This is a genomic window from Burkholderia sp. FERM BP-3421, from assembly GCF_028657905.1.
Taxonomy (GTDB): domain Bacteria; phylum Pseudomonadota; class Gammaproteobacteria; order Burkholderiales; family Burkholderiaceae; genus Burkholderia.
Window position 1 is genome coordinate 912,680 of record NZ_CP117781.1, and the last position, 20,341, is coordinate 933,020.

Sequence of the window (20,341 nt, forward strand, 5' to 3'; positions counted from 1 at the left end):
TTGTCGAGGCACGACCCGGGGCCGCCGTATGGCGTGTCCACCGGCGTGAATCTCGAAGGCGGTCACGTCCTGGAACGGTCGTCGCGATGCGCGCGCGGCCCGTGATTGAGCAGCGTCAGCGTGTTCGCGGGCGCGACGACGTTGTGGGACCGATATAGTTGGGCTTTGTCACGGCGCCACGCGGCGTGCGGAATATCTGTTTCGGGCTGGGCCGTCGTGGCTGAGCGGGGGCGGCGCGAAAGTCGTCCGGCCTACCTGAATTGAACTCGACCAGGGATGGTCGTTACCTGTGCGGGAGTCATCGCGTCATGAGAAAAACCAGCCTGAGCCGGCGTGTCGCCGGCATGCTTTTCCTGTCGGTCGGCCTGCGGGCCGCCGCGGCCGCGCCGCTTCCGGACCTGCCGTTTACGCGCTTCACGCTGCCGAACGGCCTGACCGTGGTGGTGCACGAGGATCACAAGGCGCCGGTGGTGGCGGTGGGCGTCTGGTATCACGTCGGCTCGGCGGACGAGCCCGACGGCAAGGCCGGTTTCGCCCATCTGTTCGAACACCTGATGTTCTCCGGCTCGGCGCACTACCGGCATTCGTATCTGCCGCCGTTCGAGCAGGCCGGCGCGTCGGACCTGAACGGCACGACGTCGTTCGATCGAACCAACTACTACGAGACGGTGCCGACCACGGCGCTCGACATGGCGTTGTGGATGGAATCGGATCGCATGGGCTATCTGCTCGGCGCGATCGGCCCGAAGGCGCTCGACACCCAGCGCGGCGTCGTGCAGAACGAGAAGCGGCAGGGCGAGAACCAGCCGCACGGTCGCGTATACGAGCAGATCCTGGCGGCGAGCTTCCCGCGCAACCATCCCTATCACCATGATCCGATCGGCTCGATGGCGGACCTCGACGCGGCGTCGCTGGCGGACGTGCAGCGCTGGTTCCGCGCGTACTACGGCGCGGCCAACGCGACGCTGGTCCTGGCGGGCGACGTCACCCCGGCGGAGGCCCGCGCGAAGGCGGAGCGGTATTTCGGCGAGATTCCGGCCGGCCCGCCCGTGCCGCGCCAGCAGCCGTGGGTCACGCCGCTGTTGGCTGCGCAGCGTGGCGTGCAGCGCGATCACGTGTCGCAGACGAGCTTCTATCGGACCTGGGTGATCCCGCAGCTCGGCACGGATGATGCGGTGCGGCTCGATCTGGCCGCGGCGGTCCTGGGCGGCGGCGACACCTCGCGCCTGTACCAGCGGCTGGTGTTCCAGGACAAGCTGGCCGACGCCGTGTCGGTGTCGGTGTCGCCGCTGGCGCTGGCCGGTCTGTTCCAGATTTCGGTCGACGTGCGCGAGGGCGTGGAGCCCGCCCGGGCCGAGGCCGTGGTGCGCGAGGAGCTGGCGCGTTTTCTCGCCGACGGCCCCACCGACGAGGAACTGGCGCGCGCCCGGATCAGCCGCCGCGCGGATTTCGTGCGCAGCATGGAGAAAGTCGGCGGCAAGGCGGAAATCCTGGCCGAAGGGCAGCTCTATCGGGGTGATCCGGCGGCCTACCGGCATGACCTCGAACGGGCGGACGCCGCGACGCCCGCCGGCGTCAAGGCGGCGGCGGACACCTGGCTCGCGCGCGGCGACTACCTGCTGACCGTGCTGCCGGTGCGCGCTGGCGGCGGAGCGGCCGCGAAGGGCGAGCGTGCGACGGCGCGGGGCCCGCTGCCGGGGCGTCCGGCGGCGCAACTGCCGGCCGAACAGGCCTATGCGACCCGCGCGAGCGAGGTCGATCGCCGCGCGGGCGTGCCGCGGGTCGCGACGTTTCCGTCGCTGACCTTTCCGGCGCTGGCGCGCGGCCGGCTCAGGAACGGCATCGAGGTCATCGTCGCGCAGCATCGCGCGATCCCGACGACGCTGGTGCAAGTGATGTTCGACGCCGGCTATGCGGGCGATCCGGCCGGCAAGCCCGGGACGGCCAGCTTCACCGCCGCGATGATGCGCAGCACTCGGCAGCTCGATGCGATCGCGGTGGCGCGGCGCATGCAGGGGCTCGGCGCATCGACGCAGGTCGCGTGCGACCTGGATTCGTGCACGGCGTCGCTCGATGCGCTGAACGAGCAGTTGCAGCCCGCGCTCGCGCTGTTTGCCGATCTCGTGCGCGATCCGGTGTTCGAATCGGACGACCTGGAGCGCATCCGCAATCAGTTGCTGGCGGGCATCGCGCTGGAAAAGACCCTGCCGCGTGCGATCGCCGCGCGTATCCTGCCGTCGCTGTTGTACGGTCCGAACCATGCGTATGGCGCATCCTTCACGGGTTCCGGCACCGAGGCGTCGATCCGCGCGATCCGCGCGGCGGACCTGGCTGCCTATCGCGACAACTGGCTGCGGCCCGACAATGCGACGATCCTGGTGGTCGGCGACACCTCGCTGCAGGAGATCGTCCCGCGCCTCGACGCCGTGTTCGGCGACTGGTCCGCGCCGGCCGCGCCGCTGCCGCGCAAGGCCCTCGGCGTGGCCGCCGCGCCGGCCGGCGCCCGCGTGCTGCTGGTCGACAAGCCCGGCGCGCCGCAGTCGTCGATCTTTGCCGGCCTGCTCGCGCCGTCGAGCGCGGCGCGCGACGCCATCGCCGCCGACGTGGCGAACGGCGCGTTCGGCGGCAACTTCTCGTCGCGTCTCAACCTGAATCTGCGCGAGAACAAGCATTGGTCCTATGGGGCGTCCAGCCGCCTGCAGGATGCGGTCGGCCAGCGCCTGTTCCTGATCTCGGCGCCGGTGCAGACCGACAAGACGGCGGCGTCGTTGCGCGAGATCGTGACGGAGGCGCGCGACGTGGTGGGCGCGCGGCCGCTGACGCCCGCCGAGGTGGAACTGGCCCGCCAGTTCGTCGTGAGAGGGCTGCCGGGGCGCTACGAAACCAGCGCGGACGTGCTCGACATGGTGAGCCGGATGGTGCGGTATGGGTATCCGGACACCTACGCGAACACCCTCAAGGACACCGTCGAGGCGGTCGATGCGAAGGCGGCGGAAGCCGCGCTGCATGCCTTCATCGTGCCCGATGCGATGACGTGGGTGGTCGTCGGGGATCTCCGCCGGATCGAGCGGCCGGTGCGCGCGCTCAAGCTGGGCGAGGTCGAGGTGGTCGACGCCGACGGCAAGCCGGCGGGCGCCCGCCCCGCCGCCGCACGCGCGCGCACGCCGCGCGCGGAGTAGCGATGTCGGCGCGCGCCGGTCGCGGCGGCGCGATCAGTCCGGACGCGCGCGCCGGTTCGCCCGGTATTCGTCCAGCACCTGGTCCATGACCCAGCTCGTCCTCGCCGCGCGGGCGGGGTCGAGGTCGGGATGCGGGTCCTGCTCGCCGGTCAGGCTGCGCACCACGCATTCGATCAGCGGCTGCTGGATGTGGACGGGGTTGCCGATCGGGAAGCGCTGCTCGGGCTCGCCGGGCCGCGTGACGACGAGGTCGCCGTCGCCGAAGGTCGACAGCGCGATCTGTCCTTCGCTGCCGACGATGCGGATCTCGTCGCAGCGCTCATGGCTCGCGAAATTCCAGATGCCGCAGCCGTGCAGGCCGTTGCGGAACAGGAACGACATCGATACGCAGTCCTCGGCGGGATAGGCGCCGGCCTGCGAACTGGCGTGACCCCGCACCGACACGATTTCGCCGAACAGGAAGTCGAGGATGTCGAGCGTATGGCTGGCCAGGTCGACGAACAGGCCGCCGCCCGAGATCTCCGGGATCACGCTCCAGGGCAGATGGGACGGGTCCCGGTAGCGCGCTTCGAGCGGGCGGTGAAGCATGCAGGTGACGAACCTCGGCACGCCGATCGCGGCGCCCGAGCCGAGCAGTTCGCGCAGCTTCAGGAAGCGCGGCAGCCGTCGGCGGTAGTAGGCGACGAACAAGGGCGTGCCGTTGGCCCGGGCCGCCGCGAGCATCTCCGCGCATTCCGCCGCGTTCAGCGCCATGGGTTTTTCCACGTACGCGGCCTTGCCGGCCTCCGCGCATTGAATCGCGTAGGCCTTGTGCCGATGCGGCGGAGTTGCGATATAGACCGCGTTGACCTCGGGATCCTCGATCAGCGCGGCGGCGTCCGCATACCAGCGCGGCACGCCGTGCCGCCGCGCGTAGTCGGCCGCGAGCGCGGCGTCGCGCCGCATCACGGCGACGAGGCGCGAATGTTCGATCTTCCCGAACGCGGGGCCGCTCTTCACTTCGGCCACCGCGCCGCAGCCGATCATGCCCCAGCGTATTTCCGCCATCCGTTTATCCATGTGATTGACCCGAGACGAAGCGTGCGTGCAGCCTCGACGGTTGCTTTCAGCCGCCAGGGCCTCGAATCATAACGCAGGGAGAGGCGTGGTTTTCCGGCGTCGAGCGCGTCGCGCGATCGTCGCGACGCGCGCGCGGCGTCGCCGCGCTACACCGGAATCGCGCCGCCGCGCAGCCGGATCGCGATCCGCACGAGCCGGATCAGGCCCGCCGACAGCCACGTGAGCCCGCGCGACATCCCGCGACGCCGGATGTCGAGCAGCAGCACGATCCGCACTTCCTCGCTGTCGTTCCAGACTTCGTGCTCGAAGGTATCGTCCCACAACAGGAATTGCCCGTCGTCGAGCCGGTGCTCCTGCCCGTCGATCTTCAGCGCCGCCGCCGCCGAGCCATCCGCGCGCTTCGGCATCGACAGCACCAGATAGCCTCGCAGGATGCCCCGGAACGGTCCGCGATGGGCGGGGACGTGCTTGCCCGGCGCGAGAAACGAGAACGATGCGGACAGCACGTCCGGCGTTGACGCGAGCAGCGCGGCGAGCGCCGGGCAGCGGTCGAGGTTGCGCGGGAAACGCACGCCGTAGGCCTGCACGATGAACATCCGCCAGTCGCGCGCGTCGTTCGCGGAGATCGACGCCTGCTCGCGCATGATCTCGTGGAAGCGCGGGATGCGCGAGAGGTCGCGCGAGACCGCGAGGGCTTCGTCGCGAATCGCGGGCCACGCCGCGACGAAACGGGGCGCGTCGGGAAACAACGTGACGCTGTCGAGCACGGCGCCGGCGTCGATCCGGCGATCGTAGAGCGTGCGCAAGGCGCGCGCGCCGACATCATAAAAGGCAGCCATATCGAATTTTTTGTGGATATGCATCGGTCGAGGCGGCGCACGCGCGGGCCGCCGGTGGCACGCCGGCGGCGGGGCGCGCGTCGCCTCGTCAGGCGATCATCCCAAACATGGCTTACTGTAGCCCTGCGATGCGTCTCGCACACGCCACATCCAGCCTCGGACCGACTTCGCGCAATGGCTGCGCGGTCGCCCGCCGGGCTTGCCTGGCGGGGTTTGCGCCCGGTTCGCGAGTCTTTCGCAAACTGAAATGATCGGTAATGGGCGCGGGCCGCGTCAGCGGCGCGCGTCGGCGAGGTGGTCGCGGATCACGTCCGCGAAGCCGGCGTCGCCCGTGAAACCGAGGTGTTCCGCGCGCGAGGTGTCCCAGCGCGCGGGCCAGCCGCCGACGATGCGCATGATCCGCGCATCGGGCGCGTGGTCGATGCGCGCGGCGACAGGCTCGCCCGCGACCTCGCGCAAGGCGTCGATCATCTCGTCGACGCTGACCGACAGCCCCGGCAGGTTGATCGCGCGCGCCGCGCCGAGCTGCGCATCGTCCAGCTCGCAGCCGACGACCAGCGCGTCGATCGCGCGGCGCGGCGACAACAGCCACAGCCGCGTGCCGCCCGGCACCGGGCAGGCCGCGCGCTCGCCGTTGAGCGGCTCGCGGATGATCCCGCTCGCGAACGACGAGGCCGCCGCGTTCGGCCGGCCGGGCCGTACGCTGATGGTCGGCAGGCGCAGCACGCGGCCGTCGACGAAGCCGCGGCGCGTGTAGTCCGACAGCAGCAATTCGGCGATCGCCTTCTGGACGCCGTACGACGATTGCGGGTTGAGCGCGGTGTCGTCCCGCACGACATCCGGCAGCGCGCCGCCATAGACGGCGACCGAACTGGTGAACACCACGCGCGGACGGTGGCCGAGCGCGCGGCAGACGTCGAGCAGCTGCCGCGACGCATCGAGATTGATCCGCACGCCCAGCTCGAAGTCGGCTTCGGCCTGGCCGCTCACGATCGCGGCCAGATGGAAGATCGGGAGCGTGCCGGCGTCGATTGCGCGTTCGAGCGTCGCGCGCGTCGCGATGTCGCCGACGTGCGTCGTGACGCGCGGATCGCCGAAATCGTCGCCTTTCACGACATCGAGCAGCACGAGTTCGCGGATGCGTTGCGGCGCGCCGTCCGGGCCGGCCAGTACGCCGCGTGCGAGCAGCCGTTTCGCGAGGCGCTGGCCGAGAAAGCCCGCGCCGCCGGTGATGAGGATTTTCATGGATGTCGTTCTGTGATCGAACGGTTCACAGGTAAGGCGCGAGCCAGCCGAGCCCGTCGGACGTGCCGGCGCGCGGCCGGTACTCGCAGCCGATCCAGCCGTCGTAGCCGAGCGTGTCGAGCAGCGCGAACAGATACGGATAGTTCAGCTCGCCGAGGTCGGGTTCGCGGCGGTCGGGCACGCCGGCGATCTGCACGTGGCCGATGCCGGCGATGCCGCGCTCGAGCTTCGTCGCGAGATCGCCCTCGACGATCTGGCAGTGATAGCAGTCGAACTGCACCTTCAGGTTCGGCGCGCCGACTTCGCGGCAGATCGCCTGCGCCTCATCCTGGCGGTTCAGCAAGAAGCCGGGCATGTCGCGCGGGTTGATCGGCTCGATCAGGATCGTGACGCCGTGCGCGCGCGCCGTGTCGGCCGCGTAGGCGAGATTGCGCAGATACAGGTCGCGCTGCCGCGCGCGCTCGAGCGGCGCCGCGACGAGGCCGGCCATCACGTGCAGCTTGTCGTTGCCGAGCACGCGCGCGTAGTCGAGCGCGGTGTCGAGGCCGCGCCGGAAGTCGTCCTCGCGGCCCGGCAGCGACGCGAGGCCGCGCTCGCCGCCGGCCCAGTCGCCGGGCGGCGCGTTGAACAGCGCCTGCGCGAGCCCATGGGCGTCGAGGCGCGCTTTCAGCTCGGCGGCGGGGAAGTCGTAGGGGAACAGGTACTCGACCGCACGGAAGCCGTCGCGGGCGGCGGCGGCGAAGCGGTCGAGGAACGCGTGTTCCGGATACAGCATCGAGAGATTGGCGGCGAAGCGCGGCATGATCGGGGTTCCGGTCGAGTGCGCGGCGGGCGTGATGCGCCCGTGCGCGTGGGGTGGGGTTGGCCGGCGAAGGCGGGCGGGCGCAGCGGCGGCATGCGGGGCCGGCGTTCAGCGCAGGCCGGCCTGCGCGAGCCGCTGGGCCGCGTGGCGCAGATGCGCGAGCGCGGCGTCGCGCGCGGCCAGCGGATCGCCGGCGCGGATCGCGGCGGCGATCGCCGCATGCTCGTCGCGCACCTGGCGGGAGAAATGCGCGCGGGTCGCGTCGTGGCGTCGCGTGATGGCGATGCCGGCCGCCAGGTACTGATTCAGGAAGGTGAGCGTTTTCAGGAAGTAGGGGTTGCCGGTGACGGCGGCGATCGCGCTGTGGAAGGCGATGTCCTCGGCCACGCCGTCGCGGCCTTCGGCGACCGCCGCGTCGATTCCGCGCAGCGCCGCGTCGATGGCCGCGAGGTCCGCGTCATTGCGCTGCAGCGCCGCCTCGGCGGCGACTTCGGCCTCGATCGCGCGGCGCACCGCGAACAGCTGGGTCAGCGCGCCGGCCTCGACCGCCTCCGCATAGTCGATCCGCAGCGGGCGGATCGATGCGTGCTCGACGAGGTAGACGCCGCTGCCCTGGCGCGGCGCGACGACGCCTTCGTTCTTCAGCCGCGAGATCGCCTCGCGGATCACCGTGCGGCTCACGCCGAACTCCTGCGCGAGCATGGCTTCCGTCGGCAGCTTGCCGGTGCCGGCGAAGCTGCCGATCTCGATTTGCTGGAGCAGTTGCTGGGCGACCGTGTCGCTCATCGCGCGGGACGGGATTTTCTCGAACATGGCGAGGCTCGTCGGGAAGTGGTGGGGTCATCGTACAAATTAAATGTGGCGGCTGCATCGGGGGTAACGCTGTGAAGCGCGCGCACTATGTTGCATGGCGCGCCGGAGACGGGTGCCGACCGCGTGATCGACAACCGGAAAATCGGAAATGACATGAAAAATTCACATTCTTTATTCATCGATTAATTCTCATCTGGCACACTGAATAGCCTATTGCCATTTTCATAAGATTGCCATTGCGATCACGCCTTTTTTCAAGACACGTCGATATCGAGCACGAATGGGCCACGTTACGCAAGCGCGACGGCGCGTGCTTATACCGGCTGAACCTGGATGCGGAACCCGGCTTGTCGGCCGGGTGAGCGATGCGTTATCCGTTTGACGGCCATGACGTCCTTTGTCCGGTGTGCTGTAATTGTTTCGAAAAATATTGAAATATCATTTGGAAATTCAGAGTGTAGTCGTTTCGATATTCAATCGAAAATAATGAAGAGAAAATCCTGGTTATTGAGCGTGCTGGCCGGCGCGGCCCTGTTGCCGTTTCAATTGCATGCCGCCGAGCCGCTGCAGGGCGCGGGCGGCGCGACGTTCCAGTTCCAGGTGAACAACAGCACGGGCTATGACGCCTACGAGCCGAACGACGCGCTCCGGCATGCGACGCCGCTGAACGGCAACCTGCAGATCAACGCGAACCTCGATACGGTCAGCGATTTCGACTACTACACGGTCACGGTGCCCGCCAATCAGACGGCGACCTCGATCACGTTCAACGGCACGGGCACGCAGACGGCGCAGTGGCTGAGCACGCCGACCACCTGGGGGACGCTGCCGCCGGGGACGGCGACCCCGGTGACCGCGCCCGCCGGCGCGACGCTGCTGATGCGCGTCTATGACACCGGCGCGACCGCGCCGGCCGCGCAGGCGTATGCGCTGCGCGTCGGCGACGCGCTCAGCACCGCGGGCGTGTACCAGTTCCTCGACACCGAAAGCATCACGCATCTCGTGCCCAACCGGGTCAACGTCGCGCGCACCATCGACGTGGGCGTGGGCACCTGGGACCACACCGGCAATGTCCGCCAGCCGCCCGGCGAGCGCGTCACGGTGCAGGCGTCCGAGCAGGACGGGATCACCGGCAACTGGCGCGTGCTGGCCACGACGACCGCTTATACGGTCGCCAACGGACAGGTGCTGGTTCCGTTGAAGGTCGGCGATTGCGTGGCGTCGGGGGCGACGACGAAGGCGTTTTCCACCCGCCCGGTGCCGTCCGATCGCTGGCGCATCGACTACAACCCGAGCGCCAAGGTGGAAGTCACGACGGAGAGCGGGAACAAGACCAATTCGTCCACCGTGAACTTCATGCACATCTGCCGCGAGCACTACCTCGGCCGCGGCAGGTAAATCGGCGCAGCGGCGGGGCCGGCCGCGCCGGGCCCGCATGCGGCGCCGCGTCGGCGGGCCGCGTGCCGGCCCCCGCCGACGGCACCCCTGCGCGCGCGACACGCCCGATCGCCGGGCGCGCGTGACGCGCTGCTCACGCATCGCATGGCCCCGGCCCCGCCCCCGCCCGCGCGATCGCGCATTCCGGCGGATTTCATGCCCGATTTCCCTTTCGGATTAATTTTGGTTCCGGATCGATGTTCTTCGATTGTCGAATCGATTTTCGGGGAGATGCAATCGTGACGATTTTGCGAAGAATCAAATTTCCCGCGGCAGCGGCGGCCGGTGCATGTTTCCGGCGTGATGTCGGTGCCGTAAGGCGTTGACGGCGGCATTCCATTGCGATAACGGATTCCGGGCATCCGATATCCGATGAATCGGGATATGCCATTATCGAAAAATATCCCGTAATATCGATCGCGCATTCCGAGTGTGGTCATTTTCCATTCCCAATCAAAAGATCATGAAAAAAACTCTCTCGTTGTGGGGGCTGCTGGTCGGCGCGGCGCTGTCGCCGCTTTCGTCCCATGCGTCGGTCGCATTGACCGCCCAATCCTACGTACCGGGCACGGTCGCGAACGATAACGTGCCCGCCATCGGCAACCGCCTCGCGGCATTGGCCGCGAAAGGCGCCTCGATCCGGCCGCCGGGCCTGCCCGCCAATCGCTTCGAGGCGAAGCGCACGCTGCGCGTCGCCGCGGCGCAGGCGGCCGGCCCGGTCGCGCCGCCCGTCGACGGATGCGCGGACATCCAGGTCGGCGCGGTCTACAACGCGCCGACCGCGCCGTCGGGCCAGCTCATCTGCGCGCAGTTCGTCGCGGCCGACGCGACCAAGACCATCGCCTACGTGGCCAATCTGCCGGCAAACGAGGAACACGACGCGCATCTGGTCCAGGTCAACGCGGACGGTACGCTGACCTACCTCGACAACGACACGGGCACCCAGCCGAGCAAGCTCGTCGAGGGCATCCCGCCGGGCCCGGTGCGTCTGCTGCTGCTCGTCGATTCGCAGCAGGGCGCGGGCGGCGCGACGTTCCAGTTCCAGGTGAACAACAGCACCGGCTACGACAGCTACGAGCCCAACGATGCGGTCCGGCTCGCGACGAAGCTGAGCGGCAACCTGCAGATCAACGCAAACCTCGATACGGTCAGCGATTTCGACTACTACACGGTCACGGTTCCGGCGAGCCAGACCGCGAGCCTGCTCACCTTCAACGGGAACGGCTCGCAGACGGCGCAGCTGCTGACCTCGCCGACCACCTGGGGGACGCTGCCGCTGGGGACCGCGGCCACGGTGACCGGGCCCGCGGGCGCGACGCTGCTGCTGCGCGTCTACAACACCGCGACGACCGCGCCGGCCGGGCAGACGTACTCGCTGCGCGTCTCGGACGGCCTGGGCACCGCCGGGTTCTATCAGTTCCTCGACACCGAGAGCATCACCCACCTCGTGCCGAACCTCGAGAACGTCGCGCGCACCATCAATGCGGGCGTGGCGGGCTGGGATCACACGGGCAACGTGCTGTTGCCGCCGGGCGAGCGCATCACGATCCAGGTGTATGACTACAACGGAGTCGGCCAGCCCGGGACGCTGCTGACCACGGCGGTGGGGTACACGGGGCCGGACGGCAAGGTGCTGGTGCCGCTCAATATCGGCGTCTGCAAGGGTTCGGCCGTCACGTCGGGGCAGTTCGCCACCACCTCGGTGCCGGCGCAGAAATGGCTCATCTCGTACACCGGCGCGTACGCCACGGCGAAGACGGACAGCACCCAGACGACCGCGGCGTCCTCCACGGCCTTCGTCCATATCTGCTCCGAAACCTATCTCGGCCAGAGCAAGTAAGCAGCGTGACGGGGCCGGCGACGCCGGCCTCGTCACGCGCCTGTCTGCCCCGGTCCCCGGGGCGGCGCGTTCTCCTGTGCGTGTCGCGCCCGGGCCGATCGGCGCGGCGCGCATCGAAACCCATTGCCTCGCACGCATTCGCTGCGGCCGGCCGCAGCGAATGCGCCGGCCGCGCGTCAGGCTTCGGTATCTGTCCCGATTTCCGGCTCGACCTGCGCCGCCACCGCGCCGCCGCGTTCGCGGTAGGTCGCCGGCGGCGCGCCGAACTGCTTGCGGAATTCCCGTCCGAGATGCGAGGCGTCCGCGAAGCCGCAGCTCGTCGCGATGTCGGCGACGGTGCGGTCCGAGCTGGTCAGCAGCCACGCGGCGGTGCGCAGCCGCACCTGCTTGGCGAACGCCTGCGGGCTCGTGCCGGTTTCCGCCTTGAACAGGCGCTCCAGCTGGCGCGTCGACAGGTCGAGCTTGGCGGCCAGCTCGTCGAGCGGCAGCGTGCGCCCGACATGCTGCTCCATCAGCAGGATGGCGCGCTTCACCTTCGGATGCGTGGCCGGCTCCAACCCGGGCGGGTGCGGCTGCGGCGCATTGCCCTTCTGCATCTCGCCCACCAGCAGGATGCGCAAGGCCTTCTGCACCGTGGCGTGGTCGAAATGGCGCAGCAGGATCGCGGCCGCCACGTCGATCGACGCGCGTCCGCCCGAGCAGGTGATGCGCCGCCGGTCGATCACGAACAGCCGGTCCGCGATCAGCAGGTCGGGATCGACGGCCGGAAAGCGCTCGATGAAATCCCAGTAGTGGAACCAGCTGACGCAGATCCGGTGCGCATCGAGCACGCCCGCGCGCATCAGCGCGAACACGCCGGTGCAGATCCCCACCACGTTCGCGCCGTCGCCCGCCGCGCGGCGGATGAACTGCAGGGTTTCCGGCCCCGCCTGGGGCCCCGAGTGCAGCAGGCCGCCCACCACCACCACGTAGTCGAACGGGGCGGTGTCGGCGAAGGTCTCCCACGGCGTCACCTGGATCCCGCAGCTCGCGCGCACCGGCGCGAGCGTGTCGCCGATCACGCTCCACGCGCAGCGCACCGGCTTGCTGTAGTCGCCGTCGTCGGCCGACAGCCGCAGCATGTCGACGAAGCCCGAGAACGCGGTCAGCGTGAAATTCGGCAGCAGCACGATGCCGAAGCGGATGCGCCGCGGCGCGGCGGCGGGGGAGGCGGGTGCGTCAGGCGTCATTGCGGTGAGGCTCAGGGTTGGCCGGGCGGCGTCCGGCGGGTCTCGTCCGGCGCGGGCCACGTCGCCAGCGTCGCCGATCGGCGCGGCCGGAACTTGCGTTTTTCCGTCGCGAACCATCGCCAAAGCGCATCGATGCGGCCCGGGTGGCGGCGTTGTCCCACGCCGATGCCGGTTTTGTTCTATCGGCGGATTTTACGCTTTGGTGTACTGGCACCCAACGTCACTTCACGCGTCAATGCGCAAGGGCAGCCAGATGAACGTCAGCGTCTTCGATCTGTTCAAGATCGGCATCGGTCCGTCGAGTTCGCACACGGTCGGCCCGATGATCGCCGCGGCCCGCTTCGCGTCCCATCTCGACGATGCGAACCTGCTCGGCTTCGTGCGCCGCGTGCGGGTCGAGCTGTACGGTTCGCTCGGCGCGACCGGCAAGGGGCACGGCAGCGACAAGGCGGTGCTGCTCGGGCTCGAAGGCCACCTGCCGGACAGCATCGATCCGGACCTGATCGAGCCGCGCCTGCGCGCGATCCGCGAGGCGCGCGCGCTGACGCTGCTCGGCCGCCAGCCGATCCGCTTCGACGAGAAGGACGATCTCGCGCTCTACCGCAAGCTGATGGGCGGCACGAGCGTCGTGCATCCGAACGGCATGCGCTTCCAGGCGTTCGACGAGCACGGCCAGTTGCTGGTCGAGAAGGAGTATTACTCGATCGGCGGCGGGTTCGTCGTCAATCGCGACGGCGAGCGCGTCAACGGCGTGCGCGCGGCGGTCGAGGTGCCGCACCCGTTCCGCACCGGCGACGACCTGATGCGCGCATGCCGCGCGAGCGGGCTGTCGATCGCCGCGCTGATGTGGCGCAACGAGTGCGCGCTGCGGCCCGAGGCCGAGGTGCGCGCCGGCCTGCTCGCGATCTGGGGCGCGATGGCCGCGTGCGTCGAGCGCGGCTGCAAGGTCGAGGGCGAACTGCCCGGCCCGATGCGCGTGAAGCGCCGCGCGGCCGAGCTGCATGCGCGGCTGCGCAGCCGCTCGGAGGAAGCGCTGCGCGATCCGCTGTCGATGCTCGACTGGGTGAACCTGTACGCGATGGCGGTCAACGAGGAGAACGCGGCCGGCGGCCGGGTCGTCACCGCTCCGACCAACGGCGCGGCGGGCGTGATCCCGGCGGTGCTGCACTACTACGTGAAATTCGTGCCGGTCTCGACCGAGCAGGGGATCGTCGATTTCCTGCTGACCGCCGCCGCGATCGGCGCGATCTACAAGGAGACCGCCTCGATCTCGGGCGCGGAGGTCGGCTGCCAGGGCGAGGTCGGCGTCGCGTGCTCGATGGCCGCCGCCGCGCTCGCCGCCGTGATGGGCGGCACGCCCGACCAGGTGGAGAACGCGGCCGAGATCGGCATGGAGCACAACCTCGGCATGACCTGCGACCCGGTCGGCGGGCTCGTGCAGATTCCCTGCATCGAGCGCAACGCGATGGGCGCGATCAAGGCGCTCAACGCATCGCGCATGGCGCTCAAGGGCGACGGCCAGCACTACGTGTCGCTCGACTCCGTGATCAAGACCATGCGCGAGACGGGCGCCGACATGAAGACGAAATACAAGGAGACGTCGCGCGGCGGCCTGGCCGTGAACGTCATCGAATGCTAACGAAGGATCCGCACATGAGCCGCTATTCGATATTCAGCCTGTTCCGCAACGGCCTGTCCTATCACGAGAACTGGGAGAAGCAATGGAAGAGCCCCGAGCCGAGGCGTGAGTACGACGTCGTGATCGTCGGCGGCGGCGGGCATGGGCTCGCCACCGCGTACTACCTCGCGAAGGAGCACGGCATCACCAACGTCGCGGTGCTCGAGAAGGGCTGGATCGGCGGCGGCAACACCGCGCGCAACACCACGATCGTGCGCTCGAACTACCTGTGGGACGAGTCGGCCGCGCTGTACGAGAAGGCGATGAAGCTGTGGGAAGGGCTCGCGCAGGATCTCAACTACAACGTGATGTTCAGCCAGCGCGGCGTGATGAATCTCGCGCACACGCTGCAGGACGTGCGCGACACCGAGCGCCGCGTGAACGCGAACCGGCTGAACGGCGTCGACGCCGAATTCCTCACGCCCGCGCAGATCAAGGAGATCGAGCCGACCATCAACCTCGACAGCCGCTATCCGGTGCTGGGCGCGTCGATCCAGCGGCGCGGCGGCGTGGCGCGGCACGACGCGGTCGCGTGGGGCTTCGCGCGCGGCGCGGACCGCGCGGGTGTCGACATCATCCAGAACTGCCAGGTCACCGGCATTCGCCGCGAAGGCGGCGCGGTGGTCGGCGTCGACACCGTGAAGGGTTTCATCAAGGCGAAGAAGGTCGCGGTGGTCGCGGCGGGCAACACCACGGCGCTGGCCGACATGGCGGGCGTGCGGCTGCCGCTCGAAAGCCATCCGCTGCAGGCGCTGGTGTCGGAGCCGATCAAGCCGGTCGTCAACACGGTCGTGATGTCGAACGCGGTGCATGCGTACATCAGCCAGTCCGACAAGGGCGATCTCGTGATCGGCGCGGGCATCGACCAGTACACGGGCTTCGGCCAGCGCGGCAGCTTCCAGATCATCGAAGGCACGCTGCAGGCGATCGTCGAGATGTTCCCGGTGTTCTCGCGGGTGCGGATGAACCGGCAGTGGGGCGGCATCGTCGACGTGTCGCCCGATGCGTGCCCGATCATCAGCAAGACCGACGTGAAGGGCCTGTATTTCAACTGCGGCTGGGGCACGGGCGGCTTCAAGGCGACGCCGGGCTCGGGCTGGGCCTACGCGCACACCATCGCGCGCGACGAGCCGCACGCGCTCAACGCGCCGTTCGCGCTCGACCGTTTTTACACCGGCCACCTGATCGACGAACACGGCGCGGCCGCGGTCGCGCACTGAGCCTGACCGTATTGAAATAGATGGGACCGGGGTAAGGCGCTGAAGCGCCAACTGCGCATTGGGTATATGGGACCAGAGTAAGGCGCTGAAGCGCCAACTGCGCATTGAGTATATGGGACCAGAGTAAGGCGCTGAAGCGCCAACTCTGGTCGACACATGAGGAGAACGCCATGTTGTTGATCGAATGTCCGTGGTGCGGCCCGCGCGCCGAATCCGAATTCAGCTGCGGCGGCGAGGCGGACATCGCCCGCCCGCTCGACACCGACGCGCTGTCCGACCGCGAATGGGGTGATTACCTGTTCATGCGCAAGAACCCGCGCGGCGTGCATCGCGAGCAATGGCTGCACGCGCAGGGCTGCCGCCGCTGGTTCATGGCGACGCGCGACACTGTCAGCTATGCGTTCCAGGGCTACGAGACCTTCGGCGCACCCGCGCACGACCAAGAGGATACCCAGCGATGAGCCAGAAAGACCGACTCGGCGCGGGCGGCCGCATCAACCGCGCGATCCCGCTCACCTTCACCTTCAACGGGCGCATCTACCAGGGTTTCCAGGGCGATACGCTCGCGTCGGCGCTGCTCGCGAACGGCGTGCATTTCGTCGCGCGCAGCTTCAAGTACCACCGGCCGCGCGGCATCGTGACGGCGGGCGTCGAGGAGCCGAACGCGGTGGTGCAGCTGGAGACGGGCGCGCATACGGTGCCCAATGCGCGCGCGACCGAGATCGAGCTGTACCAGGGGCTCGTCGCGAGCAGCGTGAATGCCGAGCCGTCGCTCGAGCAGGACCGCATGGCGATCAACCAGAAGTTCGCGCGCTTCCTGCCGGCGGGCTTCTACTACAAGACCTTCATGTGGCCGCGCAAGTGGTGGCCGAAGTACGAGGAGAGGATCCGCGAGGCGGCGGGGCTCGGCAAGGCGCCCGATACGCTCGACGCCGACCGCTACGACAAATGCTATGCGCACTGCGACGTGCTCGTGGTCGGCGGCGGCCCGGCGGGCCTCGCGGCCGCGCAGGCAGCGGCGCGCGCGGGCGCGCGGGTGATCCTCGTCGACGATCAGCGCGAGCTGGGCGGCAGCCTGCTCGCGGGCCGCGCGGAAATCGACGGCAAGCCCGCGCTGCAGTGGGTCGAGAAGGTCGAGGCGGAGCTGGCCGCGCGGCCCGACGTGCGCATCCTCACGCGCAGCACCGCGTTCGGCTATCAGGACCACAACCTCGTGACGGTCGTGCAGCGCCTGACCGAGCACCTGCCGGTCTCGATGCGCAAGGGCACGCGCGAGCTGCTGTGGAAGGTCCGCGCCAAGCGCGTGATCCTCGCGACGGGCGCGCACGAGCGGCCGCTCGTATTCGGCAACAACGATCTGCCCGGCGTGATGATGGCCTCGGCGGTGTCGACTTACGTGCATCGCTACGGCGTGCTGCCGGGCCGCGACGCGGTGGTGTTCGCGAACAACGACCGCGCCTATCAGTGCGCGCTCGACCTGAAGGCCTGCGGCGCGAAGGTGACGGTGGTCGACGTGCGCGCGGCGGCCGACGGCGCGCTGCCCGCGGCCGCGCGCCGTCACGGCGTGACCGTGATGAACGGCGCGGTGGTGACGGCGGCCTCGGGTCGCCTGCGGGTCGCGTCGGTCGAGGTCGCCGCGTATGCGGACGGCCGCGTGGGCGACCGGCTCGCGACGCTGCCGTGCGACCTCGTCGCGATGTCGGGCGGCTTCAGCCCGGTGCTGCACCTGTTCGCGCAGTCGGGCGGCAAGGCGCACTGGCACGACGGGAAGGCGTGCTTCGTGCCGGGCAAGGCGATGCAGGCGGAGGCGAGCGTCGGCGCGGCGGCAGGCGAATTCGGGCTCGCGCGCGCGTTGCGGTTCGCGCTCGACGCGGGGGTGGAGGCGGCGCAAGCGGCCGGCTGCACGGGCGCGGAGCGGCCGGCCGAGCCGCAGGTGGCCGAGCTGGCCGAAACCCCGCTGCAGCCGCTGTGGCTGGTCGGCGACGCCGCGATGGCGGCGCGCGGCCCCAAGCAGTTCGTCGATTTCCAGAACGACGTGGCGGCCGCCGACATCCTGCTGGCCGCGCGCGAGGGCTTCGAGTCGGTCGAGCACGTGAAGCGCTACACGGCGATGGGCTTCGGCACCGACCAGGGCAAGCTCGGCAACATCAATGGCATGGCGATCCTCGCGCAGGCGCTCGGCAAGACGATTCCCGAGACCGGCACGACGACCTTCCGGCCGAACTACACGCCGGTGACGTTCGGCGCGTTCGCGGGGCGCGAGCTGGGCGATTTCCTCGACCCGATCCGCAAGACCTGCGTGCATGAATGGCACGTCGCGCACGGCGCATTGTTCGAGGACGTCGGCAACTGGAAGCGGCCGTGGTACTTCCCGAAATCGGGCGAGGACCTGCATGCGGCGGTGGCGCGCGAGTGTCTCGCCGTGCGCACGAGCGTGGGCATTCTCGATGCGTCGACGCTCGGCAAGATCGACATCCAGGGTCCCGATGCGGTGAAGCTGCTGAACTGGATGTATACGAACCCCTGGAACAAGCTCGAAGTCGGCAAGTGCCGCTACGGCGTGATGCTCGACGAGAACGGCATGGTGTTCGACGACGGCGTGACGGTGCGGCTCGGCGAGCAGCATTTCATGATGACCACGACCACGGGCGGCGCGGCGCGCGTGCTGACCTGGCTCGAACGCTGGTTGCAGACCGAGTGGCCGGATCTCAAGGTGCGGCTCGCGTCGGTGACCGACCACTGGGCGACCTTCGCGGTGGTGGGTCCGAAGAGCCGCGAGGTGGTGCGCCGGGTGTGCCCCGACATCGACTTCGGCAACGGCGCGTTCCCGTTCATGAGCTATCGCGACGGCATGGTGGCCGGCGTGAAGGCGCGCGTGATGCGGATCAGCTTCTCGGGCGAACTCGCCTACGAGGTGAACGTGCCCGCGAACGCCGGCCGCGCGGTGTGGGAAGCGCTGATGGCGGCGGGCGCCGAGTTCGACATCACGCCCTACGGCACCGAGACGATGCACGTGCTGCGCGCCGAGAAGGGCTACATCATCGTGGGCCAGGACACCGACGGTTCGATCACGCCGCACGATCTCGGGATGGGCGGGCTCGTCGCGAAATCGAAGGACTTCCTCGGCCGCCGCTCGCTGACGCGCAGCGACACCGCGAAGGCGGGCCGCAAGCAGTTCGTCGGCCTGTTGACCGACGACGCGCAATACGTGCTGCCGGAAGGCGGCCAGATCGTCGAGGCGGGCGCGGCGCCGGCCGCCGACGGCACGACGCCGATGCTCGGGCATGTGACGTCGAGCTACTACAGCCCGATCCTGAAGCGCTCGATCGCGCTCGCGGTGGTGAAGGGCGGACTGGAACGGATGGGCGGGACGGTCGCCGTTGCGCTGGCGGACGGCCGCCGCGTGACCGCGAAGATCTCCAGCCCGGTTTTCTACGACAGCGAAGGGGTGCGCCAGCATGTGGAATGAAACCAGAAGCGAGGCGGCGTCGCCGCGCGAGGCGCAGGGCGTGCGCCTCGAATCGCCGCTCGTCGGCGCGGCCGGCCTGCTCGCGGAGCAGGATGCGCGCGCGGCGCGCAAGTTCGCGTTTCGCGAGCGGCCCTTCCTCGATCTCGTGAACGTGCGGGGCGAGGCGGGCGACCCGGCGTTCGTCGCGGCGTTCGAGGCGGCGCTCGGGTGCCGGCCGCCTGCGCGGCCGAACACGGTCGCGCGCGGCGCGGAGTGCGACGTGCTGTGGCTCGGCCCGGACGAATGGCTGGTGCGCTCGAACGGCGCGGTCGAGGCCGGCCGCCTGGAGGCGACGCTCGCCCGCGCGCTGGACGGGCTGTATGCGGCGGCGGTCGATGTCGGCAGCGGCTACACGGTGGTCGAGATCAGCGGCGAGCGCGTGCGCGACGTGCTCGCGCGCGGCTGCCCGCTCGATCTGCATCCGCGCGGGTTCGGCGTGGGACAGTGCGCGCAGAGCCATTTCTTCAAGGCGTCGATCGTGCTGGTGCCGACGGGCGAGCAATCGTTCGAGATCGTCGTGCGGCGCAGCTTCGCCGACTACTTCTGCCGCATCATGCTCGACGCGGCCGCGCCGCTCGCGTCATGAAACCGGCCGAGGCGCCGTTCATCGCGGACAGCCGCATGACGGGCGGCGGCTGGAGCGTGTTCATCGATGCATTGCAGATGCCGGCGCGGGTCGGCATCCATGCGCACGAGCATGCCGGGCCGCAGCCGGTGGTGCTCGATGCGCGGCTCGGGTATCGCTGCGTGCCGGCCGAGCAGGGCGAGGCGGGCTGGATCGACTACGACGCGTACTGCGCGCGGATCGCGGCGTTCGTCGCGCACAAGCCGCATACGCGCCTGCTCGAAACGCTCGTGTTCGACATCGCGGTGCTGTCGTTCGACGAATGGCCGGCGCTCGATGCGCTGACGCTCGCGCTGTACAAGCCGAAGATCCGGCCGGGCACGCGCCGGGTCGGTGTCACGTTCGACTGGACCCGCGCCGATCATGCGCGCTGGCGCGCCGCGCGCTGCGCCGGTGCGTGAATGAAGACGGCCGCCCAACGGGCGGCCGTGTCGCACGCGCTGGTCGACGGGCCGGGCGGTGTTCGGCGTCGGGCACTTGGTGTCCGGCGTTTAGCACCCGGCACCCGGCACCCGGCACCCGGCACCCGGCACCCGGCACCCGGCACCCGGCACCCGGCACCCGGCACCCGGCACCCGGCACCCGGCACCCGGCACCCGGCACCCGGCACCCGGCACCCGGCACCCGGCACCCGGCACCCGGCACCCGGCACCCGGCACCCGGCACCCGGCACCCGGCACCCGGCACCCGGCACCCGGCACCCGACACCCGACACCCGACACCCGACACCCGACACCCGACACCCGACACCCGACACCCGACACCCGACACCCGACACCCGACACCCGACACCCGACACCCGACACCCGACACCCGACACCCGACACCCGACACCCGACACCCGACACCCGACACCCGACACCCGAC

The 20,341-nt window shown here is 69.6% G+C and carries 15 protein-coding genes; 9 read left to right on the forward strand and 6 right to left on the reverse strand.

From position 1 onward, the window contains the following. Positions 1–308 precede the first annotated feature (308 nt). The gene (locus Bsp3421_RS07105; protein WP_273997643.1) at positions 309–3,179 is read left to right on the forward strand and encodes a M16 family metallopeptidase; all 2,871 of its coding nucleotides are present in this window, start codon (positions 309–311) and stop codon (positions 3,177–3,179) included. A 33-nt stretch (positions 3,180–3,212) separates the two neighbouring features. On the opposite strand, the gene Bsp3421_RS07110 is transcribed toward Bsp3421_RS07105, so the two are convergent. From Bsp3421_RS07110 to Bsp3421_RS07130, 5 genes are all read right to left on the reverse strand, one after another. Continuing rightward, on the reverse strand, positions 3,213–4,226 hold the full coding sequence (locus tag Bsp3421_RS07110; protein WP_273997644.1) for a Gfo/Idh/MocA family protein: 1,014 nt from the start codon (positions 4,224–4,226) through the stop codon (positions 3,213–3,215). A gap of 158 nt (positions 4,227–4,384) precedes the next feature. Continuing rightward, positions 4,385–5,077, reverse strand: a complete 693-nt coding sequence (locus tag Bsp3421_RS07115; RefSeq protein WP_273997646.1) for an aspartyl/asparaginyl beta-hydroxylase domain-containing protein — start codon at positions 5,075–5,077, stop codon at positions 4,385–4,387. A gap of 273 nt (positions 5,078–5,350) precedes the next feature. Continuing rightward, positions 5,351–6,322: a D-erythronate dehydrogenase gene (gene denD / locus Bsp3421_RS07120; RefSeq protein ID WP_273997647.1), complete on the reverse strand. Its 972-nt coding sequence runs from the start codon at positions 6,320–6,322 to the stop codon at positions 5,351–5,353. Positions 6,323–6,347: 25 nt separating this feature from the next. Further along, positions 6,348–7,124, reverse strand: coding sequence for a 2-oxo-tetronate isomerase (otnI, locus tag Bsp3421_RS07125; protein ID WP_273997648.1), 777 nt, complete (start codon positions 7,122–7,124; stop codon positions 6,348–6,350). Positions 7,125–7,232: 108 nt separating this feature from the next. After that, a complete protein-coding gene (locus Bsp3421_RS07130) occupies positions 7,233–7,937 on the reverse strand; it encodes a FadR/GntR family transcriptional regulator (RefSeq protein WP_273997650.1) in 705 nt (234 codons plus the stop codon). A gap of 486 nt (positions 7,938–8,423) precedes the next feature. Here Bsp3421_RS07130 and Bsp3421_RS07135 point away from each other — a divergent pair, with 486 nt between their 5' ends. Both Bsp3421_RS07135 and Bsp3421_RS07140 read left to right on the forward strand, forming a co-directional pair. Then, positions 8,424–9,335 carry a hypothetical protein gene (locus Bsp3421_RS07135; RefSeq protein WP_273997651.1) on the forward strand — a complete coding sequence of 304 codons (912 nt, stop codon included), beginning with the start codon at positions 8,424–8,426 and terminating at the stop codon, positions 9,333–9,335. 502 nt (positions 9,336–9,837) lie between these two features. Continuing rightward, complete coding sequence (locus tag Bsp3421_RS07140; RefSeq protein WP_273997652.1) at positions 9,838–11,214, forward strand: hypothetical protein; 1,377 nt, start codon at positions 9,838–9,840, stop codon at positions 11,212–11,214. Between the two features lie 176 nt (positions 11,215–11,390). On the opposite strand, the gene Bsp3421_RS07145 is transcribed toward Bsp3421_RS07140, so the two are convergent. Continuing rightward, entirely contained in the window at positions 11,391–12,443 is a 1,053-nt protein-coding gene (locus tag Bsp3421_RS07145) for a GlxA family transcriptional regulator (protein WP_273997653.1), read from the reverse strand. Positions 12,444–12,696: 253 nt separating this feature from the next. Here Bsp3421_RS07145 and Bsp3421_RS07150 point away from each other — a divergent pair, with 253 nt between their 5' ends. The 6 genes from Bsp3421_RS07150 (at position 12,697) to Bsp3421_RS07175 (ending at position 19,875) form a co-directional block, all read left to right on the forward strand. Beyond that, positions 12,697–14,082 (forward strand): L-serine ammonia-lyase, encoded by a 1,386-nt coding sequence (locus tag Bsp3421_RS07150; protein ID WP_273997655.1) that lies wholly within the window; start codon positions 12,697–12,699, stop codon positions 14,080–14,082. A gap of 14 nt (positions 14,083–14,096) precedes the next feature. Further along, positions 14,097–15,341, forward strand: coding sequence for a sarcosine oxidase subunit beta family protein (locus Bsp3421_RS07155; protein WP_273997656.1), 1,245 nt, complete (start codon positions 14,097–14,099; stop codon positions 15,339–15,341). A gap of 170 nt (positions 15,342–15,511) precedes the next feature. Next, positions 15,512–15,802 (forward strand): sarcosine oxidase subunit delta, encoded by a 291-nt coding sequence (locus Bsp3421_RS07160; RefSeq protein WP_252984775.1) that lies wholly within the window; start codon positions 15,512–15,514, stop codon positions 15,800–15,802. Next, the gene (locus tag Bsp3421_RS07165; protein ID WP_273997657.1) at positions 15,799–18,810 is read left to right on the forward strand and encodes a sarcosine oxidase subunit alpha family protein; all 3,012 of its coding nucleotides are present in this window, start codon (positions 15,799–15,801) and stop codon (positions 18,808–18,810) included. Before Bsp3421_RS07160 ends, Bsp3421_RS07165 begins: the two co-directional genes overlap by 4 nt. Beyond that, positions 18,800–19,435 carry a sarcosine oxidase subunit gamma gene (locus Bsp3421_RS07170; protein WP_273997659.1) on the forward strand — a complete coding sequence of 212 codons (636 nt, stop codon included), beginning with the start codon at positions 18,800–18,802 and terminating at the stop codon, positions 19,433–19,435. The genes Bsp3421_RS07165 and Bsp3421_RS07170 overlap by 11 nt, the downstream gene beginning before the upstream one ends. After that, positions 19,432–19,875 carry a dihydroneopterin aldolase gene (locus Bsp3421_RS07175; protein ID WP_273997661.1) on the forward strand — a complete coding sequence of 148 codons (444 nt, stop codon included), beginning with the start codon at positions 19,432–19,434 and terminating at the stop codon, positions 19,873–19,875. The genes Bsp3421_RS07170 and Bsp3421_RS07175 overlap by 4 nt, the downstream gene beginning before the upstream one ends. The last annotated feature ends 466 nt before the right edge of the window (positions 19,876–20,341 follow it).